Here is a 21,841-nt window from a genome sequence, read left to right on the forward strand (position 1 = left end):
GTTCGCGCAGTTTACTGGAATAGTTTCCTCAAAGAAGCCGACGACACGTGTTTTCCCGCTGTTTGTCCCGTTTTCATTCGGCGCCTAACCCCGCATGTGTCGTCCTTGCAGAAAGGATGCGTGTGGTGTCCGTCAGCGGTCAGCATTTTCCGGCTCTTGTCCTGAACGCGGATTTCCGTCCGCTGTCCTATTTCCCGCTCTCGCTCTGGTCCTGGCAGGAAGCGGTCAAGGCCGTCTTCCTCGATCGCGTCTCGGTCCTTTCGGAATATGAAGATGCCGTTGTGCATTCCCCAAGCCAAAGTATGCGCCTGCCCAGCGTGATTGCCCTGAAGGACTATATTCCCAGCGCGCGCAAACCAGCCTTTACGCGCTTCAACGTCTTCCTGCGGGACAATTTCTCGTGTCAGTACTGTCACGACCGATTGCCCACGCACGAACTGACCTTCGATCACGTCATCCCTCGCGCCCGCGGCGGGCGCACGACATGGGAAAATGTCGTTACTGCCTGTAGCCCCTGCAACCTGCTCAAGGGCTCAAAACTGCCAAGCGAACTCGGCATGCACCCGCACCGCAAGCCGGTACAGCCCAGCAGTCGCCTTCTTCAGGAAAATGGCCGGACCTTCCCGCCCCATTACCTTCACGAAAGCTGGCGCGATTATCTGTACTGGAATACCGAACTCGAAACCTGAGCAGACGTTCTGTTGTTCCAAATTCTGTAAGGATGGACTTCCATGCGTACCGGACTTCTGCTGACGACACTCGCCCTCGGCTTTTCCGTCACAGCCCTCCCGGCTTCCGCCGAGACCCTGCATCTTTTTGGCCCTTTCAAGGGTGAACACGGTGCCACAACGCCGATCAAGGGCTCGGCGTCCGCCATGCTGGACACCACGAAAAACACTCTGACCTACCGGTTCGAAGATAATGGCTTGTCCGGTCCCGTTACTGCCATCCATCTTCATGGCCCCGCAGACGCAGGGGAAGACGCAGGCGTTCTGGCCCCGATCAACGGTCCCTACACCACCCGCATGACTGGCACACTCCAGCTCACGCCGGATCAGGTGAAGGACGTTCAGGCCGGACGGAGCTACATCAATCTTCACACGGAAAAATTCCCGGACGGAGAAGCCCGCGCCCAGCTGACCACGGAACTGACCGGCCATCGCCACCACGCGGAATAAGACTGTCATCACGGCAAATTAAAAAAGGCCTGCCCCTCACAGGGCAGGCCTTTTTCATGAGACTGGCAACAGATCCAGTTTGGCGGGCAGTTTTATTCGCCTGTCGTGGAATTTTTCGTGGCGGGAGCCTTGGCGGGCTGTTCCGGATCAAGATCATGCACGGCTTTTTTCGTCCAGACGCCAGTGTCATGCACCGCATCCTTCGTGCCGTTCTTGGTGGCCTTCCAGCCCTTCTCGCCTTCCCTGCCAGTCCAGTGAGCCGCATCGGAAACGCCATTTTTCGTAGCGTCCCAACCTTTGACGCTCTCTTTCTTCGTCCATTGCGCCGCATCGGACGTGTCATGACGAACCGCGGCCCAGGACTGACGCACGCTCCGGCACAGATCGGTTTCACAGGGCTTCTCAGTAGAGTCAGCCGCCATAGCCTGCGGAGCCATTCCCAGCGGCAGCGCGGCCAGAGCAGCAAGAAGCAGAGGGGCGGAAGAGGAAATGAACCGGATCGACATCGAGAGTCTCCTGTTTTCAGAGACATACACCCTGTCATCCTCCACAGGGTCAAGCAACCCCAACATAGCCTCTCCATCACAACACATAATAACCACAACAAAAAACCCCGCATCACTGCGGGGTTTTCAGCACGTCAAACCTGAAGAGGTTCAAGCACTAACGAAACAGAATCATTCCCACTCGATCGTGCCGGGCGGCTTGGACGTGATGTCGTAGGTCACGCGGTTGATGCCGCGCACTTCGTTAACAATACGGCCTGCAACGCGGTTCAGGAACTCGAAGTCGAACGGATAGACTTCCGCCGTCATGCCATCCGTGCTGGTCACGGCGCGCAGGGCGCAGGCCTGATCGTAGGTCCGGCCATCGCCCATGACGCCCACGGTCCGCACCGGCAGCAGAACCGCAAAAGCCTGCCAGATCGCATCGTAAAGTCCGGCGCGGCGGATTTCCTCAAGATAGATCACATCCACCTTACGCAGCAGATCGAGCTTTTCCTTCGTCACATCGCCCGGAATACGGATCGCCAGTCCCGGTCCCGGGAACGGGTGCCGTCCCACGATGCTTTCGGGAATCCCGAGCTCGCGGCCCAGCATCCGGACTTCGTCCTTGAACAACTCACGCAGCGGCTCGACCAGTTCCATGTTCATGCGGTCCGGCAGGCCGCCGACATTGTGATGGGACTTGATGGTCACGGACGGACCGCCCGAGAAGCTCACGCTCTCGATCACATCCGGATACAGCGTACCCTGTGCGAGGAACTGTGCACCGCCTAGCTTCGCGGCTTCTTCCTCGAAGACCTCAATAAACAGACGGCCAATCGTTTTGCGCTTGGTTTCCGGGTCCGTCACGCCAGCCAGTTCCTTGAGGAACAGCTCGGACGCATCACGATGCACAAGACGAATGTTGAAGCGGCCACGGAACGTCTTGACGACCTCGTCCGCCTCGCCCGTCCGCATAATGCCCGGATCCACGAAAATGCAGGTGAGCTGATCGCCAATCGCATCATGAATCAGCTTTGCAGCCACCGAGCTGTCCACACCACCGGACAGACCACAGATCACCCGACCAGAGCCGACCTGCTTGCGGATACGCGCAATTTCCAGATCGCGGAAACCCGCCATCGTCCAGCTTCCGCTGCAACCCGCGACATTATGGGTGAAGTTGCGGATCAGCGCTGCACCATGCGGCGTATGCACAACTTCGGGATGGAATTGCACGCCATACAGACGACGTCCCTCATCCGCGATGATCGCGAACGGCGCGCCTTCGGAATGGGCGACGGCACGGAAGCCCGGCGGAAGCTGCGTCACGCGGTCGCCGTGGCTCATCCAGACCTGTTCACGCTTACCGCGCGCCCAGACGCCACGAAACAGCGAGCAGTCTTCGGCAATATCGATATAGGCCCGACCGAATTCGCGATGATCGTGGTTTTCGACCTTGCCACCCAGCTGCTGGCACATGGCCTGCTGGCCGTAGCAGATGCCCAGCACAGGGCGGTTCAGAGCAAAAACCACCTCTGGAACTGGCGGTGCATTCTCGTCATGGACGCTGGCCGGGCTGCCGGAGAGGATAATACCGCGCGGATTGAAAGCGCGGATTTTTTCCTCGGTCGCCGTGTATGGCCAGATCTCGCAGTACACACCGCTTTCGCGGACGCGGCGCGCAATGAGCTGCGTCACCTGACTGCCGAAATCCAGAATGAGGATACGGTCTTCGTGAAGAGTTTCGTCGAGCTTTTCGACGGTGCTGGCGTCCTGCTGGGTCAATGTCGTGGCCTCGCGTTCCGGTTTCATGGTGCCTTTTGAGGCTCTCCTATAAGGTGTTGTGTCGTCTGCGTCATCCATTCTGCAACATCGAACAGGAACAACATGCGCCTGCCAGCATTTTTCGCCATTTCCGCCACGGCCCTGCTTACCGCATGTGCGGGCACGCCTGACCCCGGCCACGATCCAACCGGTTCCTGGGTTGGTGCTCTTGTTACGGATCAGGGAACATGCCCGACCGAGCACCCCTCCACCCTTCGTATAAGAGGCAGAGAGATCCTGTTCACACCCGCCGACGGCTCACAGGTTCTTCACGGCACCTACACACCCGGCAACCAGCACTATCATGCAGAACTCGCCATGACGGATCTGGACCACCATCCCACAGCCGCCGTCTTCAACGGCTACCCCGTCGGACAGGCGATCGGCGGCATTTTCGGCTCGCCGTCATGCCGCGCTCATATCACCATGACGCGAAACTGAAATTTTTTCGAAAGCGGGGTTGTCAGGTCAGTTAAGCCTCTGTAAAACCCCGCCTCACAGCGCACCCGTAGCTCAACTGGATAGAGCACCAGACTACGAATCTGGGGGTTAGAGGTTCAAGTCCTTTCGGGTGCACCAGNNNNACAGCGCACCCGTAGCTCAACTGGATAGAGCACCAGACTACGAATCTGGGGGTTAGAGGTTCAAGTCCTTTCGGGTGCACCAGTCTTCTCCTGATGAAGACTTATACAATGTGTCCGCACCCGTAGCTCAACTGGATAGAGCACCAGACTACGAATCTGGGGGTTAGAGGTTCAAGTCCTTTCGGGTGCACCACATTGCCTTCTCCTTAAAAGATTTTACCTGTTATTCAGTGGCGCACGCGCTCAAGGCAGCGATAGACCTCGTCCCATTCATAGGGCTTGGCCAAAAACATCGTGCCGCCCGGCAGTTCCCCCAGCTCCTGAATCCGGGTTCCTGACGTCAGAACAAGACCGATATCAGGGTGCTGCTCGCGAATCGCATGCGCAAGACCCACGCCGTCCATATTACCGGGCATATTGACGTCGGAAAAAATCGTACAGATGTCCGGGTGTCGGGCCAGAACAGCCAGTGCCTCGTCAGCATCAGCCGCAAGCGACGTCTCGTAACCAGCCTCTTCCAGCATGTCCGCAGCGAGGAATCGCAGAAGCGCCTGATCTTCAACGACCAGAACATGCTTTCTGTCGATTTTTTTACTCTCCCCCTGCGCGTTTCCCTGCGGAACGACGCTGGATGATGCTCCCTTCATGGACATGACATACATGGCAGTTACTTTCCGGGATTAAAAAACCTTTAACACCATAATGGTGTCGTCTTTTCAACAACGCGGAAACACGGCTCATGTTTGCATGAGTGAATTTTTTCTGACGCAAATCTTACGCATTATGCTTTGCGGAAACACGCAAATTTCAGTGCGGCAAGGGTGCGGCAAACCCGCCCCGCTCCGGCGTCGCCAGAACATCGATACCCACAATCCCCCACTGGCCGTCTGGCTGGCGTGCCAGAAGGGGGCCACCGCTGTCTCCGCGTGTTGCCGAACAGTCATGATGGATCAATCCATTCGCTGCCAATCCATTGATCTGACAGGCAATATCACCATAGGGCACTTCCTGCCGATCCTGCGGATATCCGACCAGCATCGCAGCCGCGCCCATCTCTGCTGCGCCGTAAGGAACAAGATCGGCCGACGCGATGACCTTGCGGTCCAGCACCAGCGTTGCCCGATCCTCGGACGCCGTGCCGCCCTCGTTTTCAGGGTCGTAACCGGGCGCAATAACAAACTGTGTCACCTGCGCATGAAGACGGTAATGTCCGAGCATATACCCCATCAGGACATGAACATCCTCAGGCTGGATATAGTGCCGCGTCGCAGGCAGCCACAGACAATGCGCCGCCGTCACCATGACCGTCGGCGCTACGGCGAATCCCGTGCAACGACTACCGAGAGAGGTCTGGACGCGCCCCAAAATCTTCCAGGGCGCCTTATTCACATCCACCACGCTGCGATGGCTGTCAGGTCCGAGTCCCGGCAGCGCGACACCCGGAGCGGCGAACGCTGCTGCGCCGCAGATCCAGAACATCAGCAGCGCAGCGGCGCCTTTCATCCCAGATGATCCGGGCCGAACGCATCAGGCAACAGTTCGGCCAGAGTCCGGGTCAGAAGAATATCCCCTTTGGGCGAGATCATATGCACCCGCAGGTCCGGCAGACCGAACTCCCGCAGTTTCTGCCGACACCCGCCACAGGGCGTACACGGCGCATCGCCGCCCACGACCACGATTTCCTCAATCCGCCGTCCCCCAGCACGGATCATGGAGGCAATCGCACCGGCCTCAGCACATGTTCCCAGCGGATAGGCGGCGTTCTCGACATTGCAGCCTGAATGAACACCCCCCTCACACCGCAAGGCCGCGCCCACCTGAAAGCGCGAATAGGGTGCATAAGCACGCGAACGGGCCTCAAGGGCCTCCCGGATCAGTTCCTGTATCATACCGATGATATTATCCCCTGCGGGTTCAGCTTGGAACATGCTTCCAAGAGCGATACGGTATCACCATCATGAGTGCACCGCTTCCCTCCGATCCCGCTACCGACCCGTCCTTCCACGACATGCTGGACACCCGCTCTTCCCTGACGATGGATGCACGGGACGGCCTCCTGTTCGAAGGCGTGCCCCTACACGTCATCGCGGCCGCTGTCGGCACGCCGTGCTGGATCACAGGAGCAGAAACGCTGCGACGGCGGGCAAAAGCCCTGCGCGCGGCGTTCGAGGCTCGGAACCTGCCGATCAGCATGCATTTCGCCATGAAATCGCAGGACCATCAGGCCACACTCACCATCCTGCGGCAGTGCGGTTACGGCGTGGATATCGTCAGCGGCGGCGAAATGCAGCGCGCGCTCCATGCCGGGATCCAACCCTCGAAGATCGTCTTCTCCGGTGTCGGAAAATCCGATGCGGAACTGCGGGCAGCCGTCGAGCACGATATCGCACAGATCAATGTCGAAAGCGTCGAGGAGCTGTACCGTCTCGACGACATCGCCCGGGCCTGCGGTCGTGTCGCGCGTGCTGCCCTGCGTGTTAATCCAGACGTGGACGCCGACACCCATGACAAGATTTCCACAGGTCGTGCCGGAGACAAGTTCGGTATCGAACACCGCCGCGCCGTGGCCCTGTATAGTGAAGCCGCCAGCCTGAAGAACGTCCGCCTCGTTGGCCTTGCCGTTCATCTGGGCAGCCAGATGCTGACCGCAGGCCCTTTTCGGGAAGGCTATACCCGACTGGCCGATATGGTCCGCGAAATCCGCGCCGCCGGTCACACCGTCGAAGCCGTGGACTGCGGCGGCGGCCTCGGTATCCGCTATCGTGACGAAATCGCTCCCTCGCCGGATATGCTCGCAGGCGTTATTGCCGAGACGCTGGGGGACCTTGGTGTCCGCCTCAGCATCGAACCCGGCCGCTGGCTGTCCGCACCAACCGGCATCCTGCTGAGCCGCGTAATCGAAACAAAAGCTGGCAACCCTGACTTCGTCGTTCTCGATGCCGCCATGAACGATCTCGCCCGCCCGTCCCTCTACGAATCCTGGCACGGCATTATGCCTGTCGCGCCTACAAGCCTGAACAGCCCCACAAAACTCTGGGATATCGTCGGCCCGGTCTGTGAAAGCAGCGATATCTTCGCCCGCGATCGCGGGCTCCCTGCGGATACGAAACGTGGTGACCTGATCGCTCTGCTCGACACCGGCGCTTATGGATCTGTCATGAGTTCCACCTATAATTCCCGCCCGCTCGCCGCGCAGGTTCTGATCGACAATGGGAAATGGGACATCATCCGCCAGCCCCAGAGCGTTGCGGAACTGATTGCCGCTGAATCCGTCCCCGAATGGCTGACAGCGGCTGGGAATGACCATGGCTGAGCCAAACCCGGCCCTCCATCTCAAAACCCTGCGGCGCAAGGCCCAGCGCGTCCTGTGGTGGGAACGTGCGTGGGAACCCCTGCGCTGGCCACTACTTCTCGTGGCGTTCTACGGCCTGGCCAGCCTGGCGCGCATTCCACAGTCCCTGCCCGACTGGTTGCACGCGCTGCTCGAAATCGGTGTGCTCGGCACGGCCCTCTGGTTGACCGTCACCGGTTTGCGCCGTGTCGCCTCCGTGAGCATCCCGGCAGCAGACCGCAGGATCGAGCACGATTCCCGCCTCGCCCGCCAGCCACTGCTCAGCCTGACCGACCGGCCGGCTTTTGCCGGAAACGGCGAACAGTCCGCCATCTGGGCGCGCCATGTCGAACGCGTTACAGCCTCGCTCGGAACGCTCCGCGTCGATCTTCCGCATCCCGAGACCAGCCTGCAAGACCGCATCGGTCTTATCGCCGTCCCTCTGGCCCTGATCGGCGCCGCGCTGCTGGCGAGCACACACACACCATCGCGTCTGTACGCCGGACTGGTCCCCGGCGTGGACGATGACAGCGTCCCGCTCCCGACCCTTCAGGCTTGGATCGACCGACCGCCTTATGCGCCCGGCGCCCCCATTTTCCTGTCCTCAACAGGCCGCACCACGCTGGATGTGCCGCAGGGTTCGATCCTGAACGCCACCATCACCGGCGCCCACGGAAAACCCACTCTGTCCGGCGTCGCTTCGCCCGAACAGAGCCGTCTGGATGCAGGAAGCTGGAACAGCCACGGCACGCTCCAGCAATCCGGGACTGTCCGCATCGTCGTTCGTGGCCGCACTCTCGGCGCCTGGCACGTAACCATCGAGCCTGATTTGCCCCCGACCGTCACATGGGACGGCAAGCCGGGCCCCCAAAAAGACGACTGGCGCACCGGCCTGCCGTGGCACATCCATCAGACCTATGGCGTAGAGTCGCTGGAGGCCGAAATCCATCTGCCCGGCCTCTCGCGCGGCCGCGTCCTGCGCGTTCCAATCCCTCTCGACGGCCATCCGAAGGACGCGAAAGGGATCGCCACACCCGACCTCTCCTCCGATCCTTTTGCGGGAATGGACGTCGAAGGCCGTTTGCATGCCAAAAGCGTTTCGGGTCGCGAAAGCCGTAGCGATCTCGTCAAATTCCAGATCGGCGCCCGCAAATTCACCGACCCGCTGGCCCGCGCCCTCGTGGCTTTGCGCCGCCGCCTCATGCTCGGGCAGGAACGCGCTTCAAAAGCCTCGGACGAACTGGAACTCCTGACACAGACAACCGACGAACGCGCGATCCTTGCAGCGCTGGGTCTGGAAATTGCGTCCCTTCGCAAAGACGCTCCGGAAGGCTCCGCAGGTCGCGTCCCCGGTGATCTTTGGGCGCTTGCGCTCTATCTGGACGATCTGCGCCGTGACGGCCCCGAAATCGCGGATGCCGCGGCCGAAGTCCGTGCCGCACAACAGGGTGTACAGCAGCAGCTCGACCATATGCGCGATCTGGGAGAAAAAGGTCATACTCTTCCTGAACAGGAAGAACTCCAGCGCCGCACACAGGCCCTCAAGGACGCCCTGAACCGCCGGATGCAGCTCCTGTTCGAACGCGCTGCCCAGAGCGGGATCATGATGCCGCAATCCGGCACCAGCTCGGCCGATCCGTTTTCAGACGAAATGCAACGCCTTCAGTCCGAAGCCAATCAGGGTCATGGCGACGAAGCCCTCCGGCGTCTCCAGCAGATGGAAGACATGGCCGAACGCATGCGTCAGGCGCGCCCCGAAGACCTCAAGGCGCTCGCCGCCCAGATGAAAGCGCAGGCCGAAGCACAGGCGCAGCGCGCGGCCCTGCATGATCTCGTCCACCGCGAAACCACGCTGCTCGACCACACACAATCCCGCCTTTCCGCCGCCCGCAAGGCCGCAGCACCGCCCGATGACGGCAATCCCCCCGATGTCAGCCAGATGTCCACGGCGGACCTGCTCCGCCAGCTTGGGATGCAGCCGCCTGCCGGAATGGATCAGCCTGCCGACAAACCGCCTGCACCGGTCGATCCGGCGACGGTTGCTGCCCAGTCCGACGGGCGCCGTGCGGATCACGCCCTGCAACGCGCCCTTCAGCGCGTGAACGATATCCTGAGCCACCGCGTCAAGGATCTGACCGGCAAGCCCGCCACAGCCTTCGACAAGGCCAAAACGGACATGCAGAGCGCTCGCGAAGCCCTCGCGGACCGCAAGGACGCCGACGCCCAGACAGCCGAGCAGAAAGTTCTGGCCGACCTGTCCGAAGCCGGAAAGCAGATGCGCCAGAACCAGAAATCTGGCGGGTCCGGCAAGGGCGGACAGGGTGGAGGCAGCCTGAGCTTTATCCCCTCCGGTGGTGCAGGCGGTTCCGGAAAACCCCAGCACGGCGCAAAGGGCCAGCAGGGCGATGACGGCGACCAGCCGCAGGCTGGCGATGAAGACGGTGATGATGAGGACCAGAAGGATCAGGATCCGCTGGGCCGTAAACTCGGCGAAGGTGACAAAGGCAAGGATTCGGACGCCCATATCCCCGACAAAAGCGCCCGGGACCGCGCCCGCGACATCGAACGCGAACTCCGCCGCCGCGCCTCCGACCGTACCCGCCCACAAAGCGAACTGGACTATCTGGAACGGCTCCTCAAATCGTTCTGAGACAAAAAAACCCCGGTGCCATCACGGCACCGGGGTTTTTCAAAGGCGGCAAAAACGATCTCGCTCCCTTGAATTACATAATATTACGGAACACGGTAAAACGGATTCGGGAGCAGGAAAGTCTTTTCTGCAAAGCCACCGCTCAGATCGGACGGCTGATCCCCAAGACTTGCAATAATTGTATAGCCTTTACGCTCGATCCGCTCGCGGGTCGGCGCCTTGTACAAGGCAGCATATCCATGGGAGGTCATCGGTCGCAGATACAGCCCGTCCCAGTGCTGAATTCCCGCCAGATGCAGGTTCCGCTCGGTCGCGTCCCGCTCGTCCTCATGACGCCCTGTCACGAAAAACACCGCGACATGATGCGCCTGAGCCTCTTCGATCAGCGCCCGCATGGACGCAAAAGCCGGGGCACGGCCACTCTTTTCCCAGGCGATCGCTCCACACGGCCCTTTTGGCAGGGCGTCGCACGGGCCCGCCGGAATATAGCCGAAATCATCGGCGCGGATCTCGTCCCAGTTGGACAAGGTCGTCTCGTCGATATCCAGAACGATTGCGGGATGACGCGTCTTAGGCGCCGTCTGTTTGATCCACTGGCGCGCCTGAGCAACCACGGCGTCGAAATCGCGCTGATAATCGCCGCTGTCGTGATAGGCGCTGGCGGCCATAATGGCATCGCCAACATTCGCAGGCTGTGCGGCCAGCGCCGAGAGGGGCGCAACAAACAGGCTGGTGGCGAGCAGGAGGGAACGGATCATGGAGGAGCCACCTTTCGTGACAGAAGAACAAGCCCGACCCCGACCAGCGCCAGAGCCGTACCAATGACGGACACACCGCCATAGCCCAACCCCATGGACAGTGCGATCCCTCCCAAAGCCGCACCGATCGCATTGCCGAGGTTGAACGCTCCGATATTCATGGACGACGCCAGAGCAGGCGCATCATGCGCCGCCTGCATCACCCGCATCTGAAGCGCAGGCATGAGCGCAAAGGTCGCCGCACCCCACAGCAGCGCCGCAAACAGTGCGCCCGGTACGCTCTGCGCCAACCACGGGAAGATCAACATGATCACGCCAAGGACGGGGAAAAAGACCAGCAGGCTCCCATCCAAAGAGCGATCCGCGCTTCGGCCGCCTATGGCATTGCCGATCGAGAACCCTACCCCGGTCAGCATCAGCGCCAGAGTGATGATGGTCGGGCTGGCATGGGTGATGTGTTCGAGGATTGGCGCGATATAGGTGTAGAGCACGAACATCGCCCCCGCGCCGATCGCCGTCGTCAGCAGCGCCAGAAGTACATTGCCCTTCACGAGAACCCGCAATTCGCGCCCGACCTCCGGGGCCGGGCCAATCTCGCGGGCCGGCAGGGCAAACTGCACGGCCAGCATGGTCACGAGCCCCAGTATGGCCGTCACGCCGAATGCGCTGTGCCAGCCGAAATTCAGCCCGAGCCATGTCATTGCTGGAACACCAACGATATTGGCGATCGTCAGCCCCATGAACATGGACGCCACCGCACTCGCCCGGCGCGCTGGCGCGACAGACAGCGAAGCCTCCACGGCCCCCAGACCGAAGAACGCCCCGTGGGCCAGACTGGTCAGGACGCGTGAGGCAAACAGCAGGTCATAGCTGGCGGAAACCGCAGAGAGCAAATTTCCTCCCACATACAGCCCCATCAGCAAGATCAGGGCCAGTTTTCGGCGAAAACGCGCCATCAGCAGCGTAATGACGGGCGCGCCCAGCATCACCCCCACCGCATAAGCCGTCACCAACCCACCGGCCTTGGGTACACTGACCTGAAGACCATGCGCGATGACGGGCAGCAGGCCCATCGGCGTAAATTCTGTGGTGCCGATGGCAAAGGCGCCAACAGCGAGCGAAAGCAGTGGCCAGTTTGGGGACGATTTCGCTGCCAGTTTCAAGACCGGTCTCCGGGAGGACAGATTGTTCGAGATTAATCGAACCCTGCCACACCCGGAATCCCCGGACAACCCAAAGCTGTTTTACATCATTCCGTTGGGGTGCTGCCCCATATCCATGCCATCCATGATCATGGATTTGTGGTGCGGATCATCGAGATGACATTCATGGTCCTGAAGCTCCTCGCCCGATCCATGATCGAGCACATGCGCCATGTCATCGAGCAGGATGAAACCGCCATGCTTCGCCGGCGTGATGACGAGCGTGTGGATGGACATGTCATCAGCAGCAATCACCCGGAACGGCGACGGCTCCAGAGACGTCACGATCCGCGCCCGATAGGGATGACCGTACAACGAGACCAAAGACCAATCCTCGGTGATCATGTTCTTGTCGAGCTCGGCACGCGCATAGGACGTCAGGCAATCCAGATGGATGTGCAACTGGTCCTGCGTGCGCCCCGGACGCGAATTGATCGCCATCGACAGATGCGAGTCAGGGATTTCAAACCCGTAGGACTGCGCTACATGGGCACGCTGCCCCCAGGCTTCCGCAAAATAATTCGGCGTCTCAGGCTTCAGCAAACTTGGATCTTCAACGCCCGGCACCTTCTGCGTCGGGATCACCAGATACTGGCCGCGTCCGGTCTGATCCTTGAGGAGGGCATAGCCATCTTTCTCGTCATAAACCGTGCAGGGCTTGTGATCCGCATCAACAGCACAACGCCCGTGAACGACCTTCCACAGCGCACCCCGGTCATGGGATTTTCCGCAGCCGGCCAACCCGAAAACCACTGCCGCCGCTACAAGACCAAATCTGGCCGCCGTCCCGTAATCCCGCAAAGTCATTCTTCCCTAACCTGACATTCAAGCTGCATCGCAGCCGCCAGCCTCTCGAAACGACGTCGGACCGCACTGCCCGCCGCCCGCACACTGCGCGCGCCCAGAACCAGCACGAGCGTTCCGTCTTCCACGAGAAGCCTGCACTCATCGAGCAGGACTTTCGTCCCCGCGCAGAGTGTATAGGCCAGCCGGAGCGCAAGGCCCAGACGCACCGCACGGTCAATCTCCGAGCGCGACAGAAGCTGTCGGGAAGGTTCAATCAGGGGAGAGTCCATCGAGACTTCATACCGCACGGCGAGCGTCAGGCCGATAAAAGCCCGAGCCGTATGATCGAAGCCCACACCATGCCCATACATTACCCGTCGATAGGTCTGCTCGACCCGATATTCCGGGTGATCGTAAGAACCGATATCGGAGAGCATACACGCCAGTTCGCGCAGACGCTTCTGGGTGCGCGTCTCGTCGCGGAACAGCGGTGCCGTCCAACTCACCAGCGCTTCAGCCAGCGAGGCGCTGCGGGCCAGACGATTGGCCATCTCTGTCGCCAGATCCGTCATCGGATCAAGATCCGCGACCGAAGACGCCACGTGGCGCATGTACCAGCCTTCGCGCAGTCCATCGACACTGAACACGACCTTGGACGGACGGACCCGCTCCATCAGACAGCGCAGTACGACCGCCGCAAACGGCGCATCCGCCAGACGCTTGCGCGGAGCCCCCGGCATTTTCTCAAGGGTCCGGCGTGGGGAACTGATGACCCAGTCCGCCATTTCCCGCGCTTCCCCTTCGGAAAGGGTAAACAGATGCACGAGGTTTAATGGATACTGCGTCCGCGCGATCTGAAGTCGCGCCAGCGCACGGAACGCCCCGCCCACAAGATAAAGCGGTCGCCCGGTCATACCCGGCAGCCAGTTCACTTCTGCCAGAAGCTCGTTCGCAATTTCCGCTGCCCGCTCAATGCTGCCCTTGGAACGATCATGCAGCCGGATCACGCCCAGTTTCGTCGTCACGGCTTCAAAATACTGGCTGTCCGCAACATGGATCAGTTCCAGAGAACCGCCACCAATATCCGCAACCAGACCATTCGCTTCCGGCAGACCGCACAGAACGCCGCGGGCCGCGTAATCGGCTTCTTCCGTTCCTTCCAGAACGCGGATCGGCACACCCGGCATCCGCGCGCGAATAGCATCCACGAAATCCGGCCCGTTGGTCGCATCGCGAACGGCTGCGGTGGCGAGAACCTCGAAAGGCTCGGCCCCCATGGCACGGGCGACGGCATGGAACCGCCCCAGCACGTCCATCGCCAGCGTAACGCCCTCGTCATTGAGACGCCCGGTCACATCCAGTCCGCGCCCCAGCTTGAGCGTGGCTTTCTCGTTGAAAATCGGAAGGGGATTGCGCGTCACCCCTTCAAAAACAACCAGCCGGACCGAGTTGGACCCAAGATCGACAATGGCGGAACGCTGTGCAGATGAGGACATGAAAATCAGTCTTCCAGAATCCTGTCGGGCCGCTCACGGGGGCGATGTGCCTCCGGAAGGACCTTCTCCCGCGCAGCCGAGCCTCGGCCGGACAGGGACGGATTGTTCATGAAGTATTCGTGGGCGGAGAACGGATGTGCGCCCGGCGAAACCCGATGCCAATAGCCGTCCCTCGTGAGCGTCCAGCTCTGAAGGTTGTCCTTGATGTTCATCGTCATGATCTGGCCAAGAATCTGCGCATGGACCGTCGGGTTCGTGATGGGCACCATGGCTTCTACCCTCCAGTCCATGTTCCGCACCATCCAGTCTGCCGAAGAAATGAAAACTTTTGCCTTGGCGGACGGCATCCGATGCCCGTTTCCAAAGGCGAAAACCCGGGAATGCTCCAGAAAACGCCCGACAATCGACTTGATTTCGATATTGTCCGAAAGCCCCGGCACACCGGGCCGCAGACAGCAGATTCCGCGAATGATCCCAATGATCTTCACCCCGGCCTGCGAGGCTTCGTAGAGTTTGTCGATCAGTTCGGCATCCACGAGGCTGTTCATTTTCAGCCAGATCCGCCCCGGACGCCCTTCCTTCACATGGTCGATTTCGTCCTGAATGAGCTGTTCCAGCGTGGAGCGGATGGTGATGGGCGAGAAGGCCAGCGCATCCATTTTCGCGGGGATGGCATAGCCCGTCATGTAATTGAACAGACGCGCCGAATCCGAAGCCAGCTTCGGGTCACAGGTGAAGAACGACAGATCCGTATAAATCCGCGCCGTAATCGGATGGTAATTGCCTGTTCCGAAATGCGCGTAGGACCGTAGCGAGCCGTTTTCGCGACGGACCACAAGACTCAGCTTGGCATGGGTCTTGAGATGCGCGAAGCCGAACACGACCTGCACACCCGCCGCTTCAAGCGCGCGGGACAGGCGAATATTGGCTTCCTCGTCAAACCGCGCCCGTAGTTCGACCATGGCGGTCACTGATTTTCCGGCCTCTGCCGCTTCAATCAGCGCATGAACGATCGGGCTGTCGCGAGATGTGCGATACAGCGTCTGCTTGATTGCCAGAACGTTCGGGTCCAGCGCCGCCTGACGCAGGAACTGCACCACCACGTCGAAACTCTCGAACGGATGATGGACCAGCATGTCCTTCGCCCGGATCGCCGCGAAACAGTCGCCGTCATAATCCAGAACCCGCTCCGGAAAGCGCGGCGTATAGGCCGGAAACACCAGATCCGGCCGGTCATCCACGATCAGTTGCTTGAGATCGGTCACGCCGACGAAGCACGGCAGAACGACAACGTCCTCCTCACCCACGCCCAGCTCTTCACCCATCTCACGACCCAGCGTATCCGGCAGCTTGCGATCAAGTGCGAGGTGGATGCACACGCCGCGCCGACGCTGCTTCAGCGCTGTTTCGTAAGACCGGACCAGATCCTCGGCTTCGTCTTCAAACTCCACATCCGTATCGCGGATCACGCGCAGCACACCCGCCGCCCCGATCACAAGCCCCGGAAACAGGCGTCCGGCAAATAGCGTGATGAGATCTTCGAGCAGCACGAAGCGGGTCTGGTCCGGTGTTTCCTGCCCTTCCTTCAACCGCGCCGGAAGCCGCAAGAAACGCGGAACCTGCGCTGGCAGCAGGATAAGTCCATCCATCACATGTGCTGAAGAGGCCGCATCCTTCAGACGCAGATGCAGCGCCAGACCCATATTCGGAATGAAAGGCAGCGGATGGGAGGGATCGACCGCCATCGGGGTCAGCACCGGGAAGACCCGCTCGTCGAACAGCGTGGAAAGCTGCGCCAGATCCGTCTCATCCAGCGAGTCGGTCGGAAGAATGACGATCCCCGCGTCCTTCAGCTCTCCTTCCAGCACATGCCAGACGCGCTGCTGCTCCGCCAGAAGATGCCGCGCCTTCTGCCGCACCTGTGAAAGTTGCTGGATGGGAGTCAGTCCGTCCGGACTGCGCACGACCATGCCTTCACGCACCTGCCCCACAAGCCCGGCCACGCGCACGGAATAGAACTCGTCCAGATTGCTGGAACTGATCGAGAGAAACCGCACCCGCTCCAGCAGCGGGTTGCGGGTATTTTCGGCCTCTTCAATAACGCGCTCGTTGAAATCCAACCAAGACAGTTCCCGGTTCAGGAAGCGCTCTGGCGACGTTGCCATACGCGCGTAATCTTCGGCCCGGATAGCGGGAGTCTGCCGACGACGGCTGCGGTTCTGGGCTGGAGTGACTGCACTGCGTGGCTTGCGGGGAGAGCGGCGGCGCGGCGCGGGCCGGGAATCTTCAGTCGTCACAATGGGGCCTTCCGGAACACACGGATTTAAAAATCGCCTCAAGGGTCATGCCACGGGATAGGCATGTCAAACGGAGTTTTTGTGTCACGTTCGTGACATCTATTCCTCAGGCGTCAGCAGATCCGGCAGCATTTCCAGCGCCAACGCTCGCGTGATGGGCTGCTTGCGCACCAACGCCGCCTCGTCCAGCCGTTCCACTGCCGAAACCAGTGCGTTGCCCGTCCGGGGCAGATGACGCCACAGCCAGTCCGTCACCGATTGCGACACGACAAGCTGCCGGTCTGCCAGCAGCGACAGGAGCAGCGTCGCCCGCAGATCGTCCTCGGGTTCGCCCGTCGCGGTCGTGGCTGTCGCCCGCAAACGGCTCGCAAGATCGGGCAGCATGAAATGACTGCGCGACGGCGGCAGGCGGCCCGCCATCAGAACGCGATCGCCTTGGGAGAACGCATCATTGAGCAGATGCAGCATGGTCGCCTCATCGCCCGGCGAATCGGTATTATCAATCGCAAGATTCCCCTGAACCCGGATCCGCCCGCCCGCAGAGGACGTGGAGAACAGGCGGGCATCCAGCACCGTCGCGTCATGTTCATGCGCCCATGCCGTCAAAAGATGCGTCTTTCCCGTTCCCGAAGGCCCCCAGAGCCATAAACGCCCATCCGGCCATTGACTGCGCGCAAGCCATGCCCGCGCCGCCACATTCGACGGACCATTGATGAAACGATCGGACGTCATCGCCGTCACCCGGCGCAGGGGAAACGCCATCTGGGTGGCCGCGGGTCTTCCGGACACCCCGCCCACATCCCGTTTCGTCATCGCAGCCCCCTTTTTCATGCCGTAACACCATCAAACAGGCGTTCCGCCAGCGCGCAGGATGCTCTAGAACGGCGTCACGTCAACCAGCGGGAACCTTTCGACCATGACCGATCAGCCTGATATCGCCCCCGGATCGAGCCACAGCACGACTGGCGGCGCAAGCTACGCACAGGCCGGCGTGGATATTGCCGCAGGCGATGCACTGGTCGACGCGATCAAGCCCGCAGCCAAAGCCACGAACCGTCCCGGCACGATGGGCGGCCTCGGCGGCTTCGGCGCGCTCTTCGATCTGAAAGCCGCAGGCTTCACCGATCCCGTCCTCGTCAGCTGCACCGATGGCGTCGGCACGAAACTGATGGTCGCCATCGAGGCCGGAAAGCATGATGATGTCGGGATCGACCTCGTCGCCATGTGCGTCAACGACCTCGTCGTACAAGGCGCCACCCCGCTGTTCTTCCTGGACTATCTCGCCACCGGAAAACTCTCCGTCGAAGCCGCAGCCACGGTCGTGAAGGGCATCGCCAAGGGCTGCGCCGAGTCCGGCTGCGCTCTCGTCGGCGGCGAAACGGCTGAAATGCCCGGCATGTACGCTCCCGGCCATTACGATCTCGCAGGCTTCAGCGTGGGTGCTGCCGAGCGCAACAGCCTGCTTCCCGCCAACATCGCCGAAGGCGATACGCTGATCGGTCTGCCCTCCTCGGGCGTTCATTCCAACGGCTTCTCTCTGGTGCGCGAAGTCGTACGCCGCTCCGGCCTCGGCTGGAACGACCCGGCCCCCTTCGCCGAAGGTCACACGCTGGCCGAAGCCCTGATGACGCCCACGAAGCTCTATGTCCGCACGGTGCTAGACCTGCACGCCAAGGGCCTGCTGAACGGCTGCGCCCACATCACAGGCGGCGGCCTGCCGGGCAACCTGCCGCGCGTCCTCCCCGAAGGCCTTGGCGTCCGCATTGACGGCTCCGCATGGGTCGTTCCGTCCGTTTTCCGCTGGCTGGCCAAAACCGGCAATGTGGCGGCTGACGAAATGCTCCGCGTCTTCAACTGCGGCATCGGCATGGTGCTTGTCACATCCGAGCCGGAAAAGGTCATGGCGGAACTGGATGCGCGCGGCGAAACCGGTTTCCTCATGGGCCAGATCGTCCGCTCCGACGACGCCTACACCCTGACCGCACCGGTTTCCTTCGCATGAAGAAGCCGCCCGTCAGAAACAGAGCCAAAGCCCAGCCTAAAAACGCGCCAAAAAAAATCCAGAAGGTGCCTGTCGCGATCCTCATCAGCGGTCGCGGCAGCAATATGCGCGCCCTGATCGAGGCCTGCGCCCGACCGGACTATCCCGCCGAAATCGTGCTGGTCCTCAGCAACCGCCCGGATGCGCCGGGCCTTGAGGTCGCCGAAGACGCGGGCCTGAAAACCCTCGTCATCGACCACAAGCCTTTCGGTACGGACCGCGAAGCCCACGAACGCGAAATAGACGCAGCCCTTCAGGCCTCCGGCGCCATGCTGGTCGTCCTCGCGGGCTATATGCGTGTCCTGACACCATGGCTGGTCAAGGCGTGGGAAGACAGGATGCTCAACATCCACCCGAGCCTCCTACCCGCCTTCCCCGGTCTGCACACCCATGAAGCCGCCCTCAAGGCTGGCGCAAAAGAACATGGCTGCACCGTCCACCTCGTCACATCCGGCGTGGATGAAGGCCCTATCCTCGGGCAGGCCAGCGTTCCCGTCCTTGAAACCGATACGCCGGAAACCCTTGCCGCCCGCGTGCTGGAACAGGAACACCTCCTCTACCCGGACGTGCTCGAAATGATCTGCGACGTTTTTGCGAAGTAAAAAAGTAAAAGACGTCCAGCGTCTCCGAACAAAAAAGGCGCGAACCGAAGTCCGCGCCTTTTTTGTTGAGAACAGATTACCTGTCGTAAAAATTACGGCAGGATTTCCGTCTCGGCGAAGAAGAAGGAGATCTCGTTCTTCGCGTTCTCAAGGCTGTCGGAACCGTGCACGGAGTTGGCTTCGATGCTCTCGGCGAACAGCTTGCGGACGGTGCCTTCAGCAGCATCGGCCGGGTTGGTGGCGCCCATGACTTCGCGGTTCTTGGCGACAGCGCCTTCACCCTGCAGAACCTGCACGACAACCGGCTCGGCAATCATGGAGGACACGAGGCTGCCGTAGAACGGACGCTCCTTGTGAACCGCATAGAAAGCGCCAGCCTGCTTCTCGGTCAGGTGGATGCGCTTCTGGGCGACGATACGCAGGCCGGCGTCTTCGAACACGGCATTGATCTTGCCGGTCAGGTTACGCTTGGTCGCGTCGGGCTTGATGATGGAAAGCGTGCGCTCGAGAGCCATCTTTCTTCTCCTGTTAGGACCGGTCCTCGCTGGACCAGCGGGTCAATACCGCCGTTCCACTAGAGCAAATTCATCGTTCCTGATAGGTCTGTCGCAGTATTTTAACCGACCTGTTTCTTTTCTTCCGACTGATCGAGGCGCCCGTGAGCCTGCTCACCATCACCGACCTGTCCCTCCGCATCGCGGGCCGCTCCCTGCTGGACAATGCGTCCCTCAGTGTGGACCCAGGACGCAAGATCGGCCTGATCGGCAGGAACGGCGCCGGAAAATCCACCCTTCTGGCCGCGATTGCTGGTGATTTCGCGCCTGACGGCGGCACAATCACCCTCGCCGCCCGCGCTACGATGGGCCGCGTCAAACAGGAAACACCCTCCGGCAGTACGTCCATTCTCGATACAGTTCTGGAAGGCGACCTTGAACGCACCCGACTGCTCGCGGAAGCCGAAACCGCGACCGATCCTGTCCGCATCGCAGATGTCCATGAACGCCTCATCGCCATCGACGCCTACACGGCTCCCGCCCGCGCCGGGGCCATCCTGTCTGGTCTCGGCTTCGATCAGGACGCGCAGAATCGAGCGGTTTCGGACTTCTCGGGCGGCTGGCGAATGCGCGTATCACTCGCCACGGCCCTGTTCCTGAACCCTGACCTGCTGCTGCTCGACGAACCAACGAACCATCTCGATATCGAAGCCACGCTCTGGCTGGAATCCTGGCTCGCGAAGTTTTCCGGGGCCGCGATCATCGTCAGCCATGACCGCTCCCTGCTGGACAACACCGTCGATGCCATCGCCCATCTCGATCACCAGAAAATCAGCGTTACCCCCGGTGGCTACGACAATTTCGTCCGCATCCGCACGGAACAAGCGCTTCAGCAGAACCGCGCTGCCGAGCGCATCGCGGCCCAGCGCGCGCATATGCAATCTTTCGTGGACCGCTTCCGCGCCAAGGCCACCAAAGCCAAGCAGGCGCAGGCCCGTCTGAAAGCTCTCGAACGCCTCCCCCAGATCGAGAGCGTCGTGGAAGACACCCCCACCCGCTTCTCTTTCCCCGAACCGCAGCCTTTGCCGCCCCCGATGCTGAGCCTGAACAATGTGAGCCTTGGCTATGACGGGCGCGTTGTCCTCAAGGGACTGAACCAGCGTCTGGATATGGAAGACCGGATCGCCCTGCTTGGTCAGAACGGCCGTGGGAAATCTACCTTTGCCAAGCTGCTCGCCGGTCGGCTGGAACCGATGTCCGGCACTTACAGTCATTCGCCCAAGCTGAAAATCGGCTATTTCGCCCAACACCAGAGCGATGAACTCGTCCTGACCGACACGCCCATCGACCATATGAGCCGCGCCATGCCGGACGCGCTTCCCGCTGCCGTCCGCGCGCAACTTGCCCGGTTCGGCCTTGATGAAAATCGCGCCGAAACAAAGGTCGGTGAACTCTCCGGCGGTGAAAAGGCACGTCTGCTCCTCGCCCTTTCCACCCGCGAAGCCCCGCATCTGCTGATCCTCGATGAGCCGACCAACCACCTGGATCTGGACGCCCGTGACGCTTTGATCCGCGCCCTGTCAGCATTCGAAGGCGCGCTCGTCCTCATCAGCCATGACAGCCATCTCGTGGAATCTGTCGCCGACCGTTTCTGGCTGGTCGAAGATGGTACGATCTCGCCGTTTGATGGCGACATGGCAGAATATCGCGCCTGGCTTCTCGAACGGGCCCGCAAAGCGCGTGCCGAGATGGCGGAACGCAGCAAGGCCTCCACGGCGTCAGCAGATGGCGGCACAGCGTCTGCCCAGAAACGCATCGACCGCAAGGAACAGACCCGTGCCCTCGCCCCGCTGCGGCGGAAAATCCGCGATGCCGAAGCAAAAATGACCCAGCTTTCTGGCGAAAAGAAAAAAATCGAGGCCCGGCTGGCCGATCCTGCTCTGTACCAGTCCAGTGATGCTGCAGAACTGACATCCCTGAACGTGCATCTTGCCGCGCTCAACGCCACGCTCGAAACCGTCGAGGAAAGCTGGCTCGAAGCACAGGCCGAACTGGAAGATGCAACGGCCTGAGCCGGGCCCATTGACCCTTCTTCCTCCGCCCCATAAGC

Annotated in this window: 20 protein-coding genes and 3 tRNA genes; 11 read left to right on the forward strand and 12 right to left on the reverse strand. The window is 61.0% G+C overall.

Annotated elements, in window-relative coordinates; genetic code table 11:
- Nucleotides 1-116: 116 nt before the first annotated feature.
- Nucleotides 117-689 (forward strand): HNH endonuclease, encoded by a 573-nt coding sequence (locus JK213_RS00865; RefSeq protein WP_099285209.1) that lies wholly within the window; start codon nt 117-119, stop codon nt 687-689.
- Between the two features lie 42 nt (nt 690-731).
- Nucleotides 732-1,178 carry a CHRD domain-containing protein gene (locus JK213_RS00870; RefSeq protein ID WP_194261471.1) on the forward strand — a complete coding sequence of 149 codons (447 nt, stop codon included), beginning with the start codon at nt 732-734 and terminating at the stop codon, nt 1,176-1,178.
- 92 nt (nt 1,179-1,270) lie between these two features.
- Here the strand turns inward: JK213_RS00870 and JK213_RS00875 are convergent, their stop codons facing one another.
- A complete protein-coding gene (locus tag JK213_RS00875) occupies nt 1,271-1,684 on the reverse strand; it encodes a hypothetical protein (RefSeq protein ID WP_194261472.1) in 414 nt (137 codons plus the stop codon).
- Between the two features lie 171 nt (nt 1,685-1,855).
- A complete protein-coding gene (gene guaA, locus JK213_RS00880; protein ID WP_194261473.1) occupies nt 1,856-3,478 on the reverse strand; it encodes a glutamine-hydrolyzing GMP synthase in 1,623 nt (540 codons plus the stop codon).
- 75 nt (nt 3,479-3,553) lie between these two features.
- Here guaA and JK213_RS00885 point away from each other — a divergent pair, with 75 nt between their 5' ends.
- The 4 genes from JK213_RS00885 (at nt 3,554) to JK213_RS00900 (ending at nt 4,267) form a co-directional block, all read left to right on the forward strand.
- Nucleotides 3,554-3,931 carry a hypothetical protein gene (locus JK213_RS00885; RefSeq protein WP_194261474.1) on the forward strand — a complete coding sequence of 126 codons (378 nt, stop codon included), beginning with the start codon at nt 3,554-3,556 and terminating at the stop codon, nt 3,929-3,931.
- Nucleotides 3,932-3,992: 61 nt separating this feature from the next.
- Nucleotides 3,993-4,069, forward strand: a tRNA-Arg gene (locus JK213_RS00890).
- A 10-nt stretch (nt 4,070-4,079) separates the two neighbouring features.
- Nucleotides 4,080-4,156 (forward strand) — tRNA-Arg (locus JK213_RS00895).
- A 34-nt stretch (nt 4,157-4,190) separates the two neighbouring features.
- A tRNA-Arg gene (locus tag JK213_RS00900) sits at nt 4,191-4,267 on the forward strand.
- A 34-nt stretch (nt 4,268-4,301) separates the two neighbouring features.
- On the opposite strand, the gene JK213_RS00905 is transcribed toward JK213_RS00900, so the two are convergent.
- The 3 genes from JK213_RS00905 to JK213_RS00915 all read right to left on the reverse strand — a co-directional run bounded on the left by JK213_RS00905 (nt 4,302) and on the right by JK213_RS00915 (nt 5,963).
- The gene (locus JK213_RS00905) at nt 4,302-4,736 is read right to left on the reverse strand and encodes a response regulator (protein WP_194261475.1); all 435 of its coding nucleotides are present in this window, start codon (nt 4,734-4,736) and stop codon (nt 4,302-4,304) included.
- A gap of 145 nt (nt 4,737-4,881) precedes the next feature.
- Nucleotides 4,882-5,577 (reverse strand): serine protease, encoded by a 696-nt coding sequence (locus tag JK213_RS00910; RefSeq protein ID WP_194261476.1) that lies wholly within the window; start codon nt 5,575-5,577, stop codon nt 4,882-4,884.
- Nucleotides 5,574-5,963: a cytidine deaminase gene (locus JK213_RS00915; protein ID WP_194261477.1), complete on the reverse strand. Its 390-nt coding sequence runs from the start codon at nt 5,961-5,963 to the stop codon at nt 5,574-5,576. The genes JK213_RS00910 and JK213_RS00915 overlap by 4 nt, the downstream gene beginning before the upstream one ends.
- Nucleotides 5,964-6,082: 119 nt before the next feature.
- Here JK213_RS00915 and lysA point away from each other — a divergent pair, with 119 nt between their 5' ends.
- Both lysA and JK213_RS00925 read left to right on the forward strand, forming a co-directional pair.
- Nucleotides 6,083-7,387 (forward strand): diaminopimelate decarboxylase, encoded by a 1,305-nt coding sequence (gene lysA / locus JK213_RS00920; RefSeq protein ID WP_408869885.1) that lies wholly within the window; start codon nt 6,083-6,085, stop codon nt 7,385-7,387.
- Complete coding sequence (locus JK213_RS00925; RefSeq protein WP_194261479.1) at nt 7,380-10,055, forward strand: DUF4175 domain-containing protein; 2,676 nt, start codon at nt 7,380-7,382, stop codon at nt 10,053-10,055. Before lysA ends, JK213_RS00925 begins: the two co-directional genes overlap by 8 nt.
- 83 nt (nt 10,056-10,138) lie before the next feature.
- Here the strand turns inward: JK213_RS00925 and JK213_RS00930 are convergent, their stop codons facing one another.
- The 6 genes from JK213_RS00930 to JK213_RS00955 all read right to left on the reverse strand — a co-directional run bounded on the left by JK213_RS00930 (nt 10,139) and on the right by JK213_RS00955 (nt 17,407).
- Nucleotides 10,139-10,813 (reverse strand): HAD family acid phosphatase, encoded by a 675-nt coding sequence (locus JK213_RS00930; RefSeq protein WP_194261480.1) that lies wholly within the window; start codon nt 10,811-10,813, stop codon nt 10,139-10,141.
- The gene (locus tag JK213_RS00935; RefSeq protein WP_194261481.1) at nt 10,810-11,976 is read right to left on the reverse strand and encodes an MFS transporter; all 1,167 of its coding nucleotides are present in this window, start codon (nt 11,974-11,976) and stop codon (nt 10,810-10,812) included. Before JK213_RS00935 ends, JK213_RS00930 begins: the two co-directional genes overlap by 4 nt.
- A gap of 81 nt (nt 11,977-12,057) precedes the next feature.
- Nucleotides 12,058-12,822 (reverse strand): CDP-diacylglycerol diphosphatase, encoded by a 765-nt coding sequence (locus JK213_RS00940; protein WP_194261482.1) that lies wholly within the window; start codon nt 12,820-12,822, stop codon nt 12,058-12,060.
- A complete protein-coding gene (locus JK213_RS00945; RefSeq protein WP_194261483.1) occupies nt 12,819-14,297 on the reverse strand; it encodes a Ppx/GppA family phosphatase in 1,479 nt (492 codons plus the stop codon). The genes JK213_RS00940 and JK213_RS00945 overlap by 4 nt, the downstream gene beginning before the upstream one ends.
- 5 nt (nt 14,298-14,302) lie before the next feature.
- Nucleotides 14,303-16,462, reverse strand: a complete 2,160-nt coding sequence (locus JK213_RS00950; RefSeq protein WP_249200382.1) for an RNA degradosome polyphosphate kinase — start codon at nt 16,460-16,462, stop codon at nt 14,303-14,305.
- A gap of 231 nt (nt 16,463-16,693) precedes the next feature.
- Nucleotides 16,694-17,407 carry a DnaA ATPase domain-containing protein gene (locus JK213_RS00955; RefSeq protein ID WP_194261485.1) on the reverse strand — a complete coding sequence of 238 codons (714 nt, stop codon included), beginning with the start codon at nt 17,405-17,407 and terminating at the stop codon, nt 16,694-16,696.
- Nucleotides 17,408-17,510: 103 nt separating this feature from the next.
- Here JK213_RS00955 and purM point away from each other — a divergent pair, with 103 nt between their 5' ends.
- The gene (purM, locus tag JK213_RS00960; RefSeq protein WP_194261486.1) at nt 17,511-18,596 is read left to right on the forward strand and encodes a phosphoribosylformylglycinamidine cyclo-ligase; all 1,086 of its coding nucleotides are present in this window, start codon (nt 17,511-17,513) and stop codon (nt 18,594-18,596) included.
- Nucleotides 18,593-19,237, forward strand: coding sequence for a phosphoribosylglycinamide formyltransferase (gene purN, locus JK213_RS00965; protein ID WP_194261487.1), 645 nt, complete (start codon nt 18,593-18,595; stop codon nt 19,235-19,237). Before purM ends, purN begins: the two co-directional genes overlap by 4 nt.
- A gap of 92 nt (nt 19,238-19,329) precedes the next feature.
- Here the strand turns inward: purN and ndk are convergent, their stop codons facing one another.
- The gene (ndk, locus tag JK213_RS00970; RefSeq protein WP_062030848.1) at nt 19,330-19,752 is read right to left on the reverse strand and encodes a nucleoside-diphosphate kinase; all 423 of its coding nucleotides are present in this window, start codon (nt 19,750-19,752) and stop codon (nt 19,330-19,332) included.
- 143 nt (nt 19,753-19,895) lie between these two features.
- On the opposite strand from ndk, the gene JK213_RS00975 reads away from it, so the two are divergent.
- Nucleotides 19,896-21,803: an ABC-F family ATP-binding cassette domain-containing protein gene (locus tag JK213_RS00975; RefSeq protein ID WP_194261488.1), complete on the forward strand. Its 1,908-nt coding sequence runs from the start codon at nt 19,896-19,898 to the stop codon at nt 21,801-21,803.
- Nucleotides 21,804-21,841: the final 38 nt, after the last annotated feature.

This window comes from Gluconobacter sp. Dm-44 (genome assembly GCF_018256175.1).
In the GTDB taxonomy this organism is placed as follows: domain Bacteria; phylum Pseudomonadota; class Alphaproteobacteria; order Acetobacterales; family Acetobacteraceae; genus Gluconobacter; species Gluconobacter cadivus.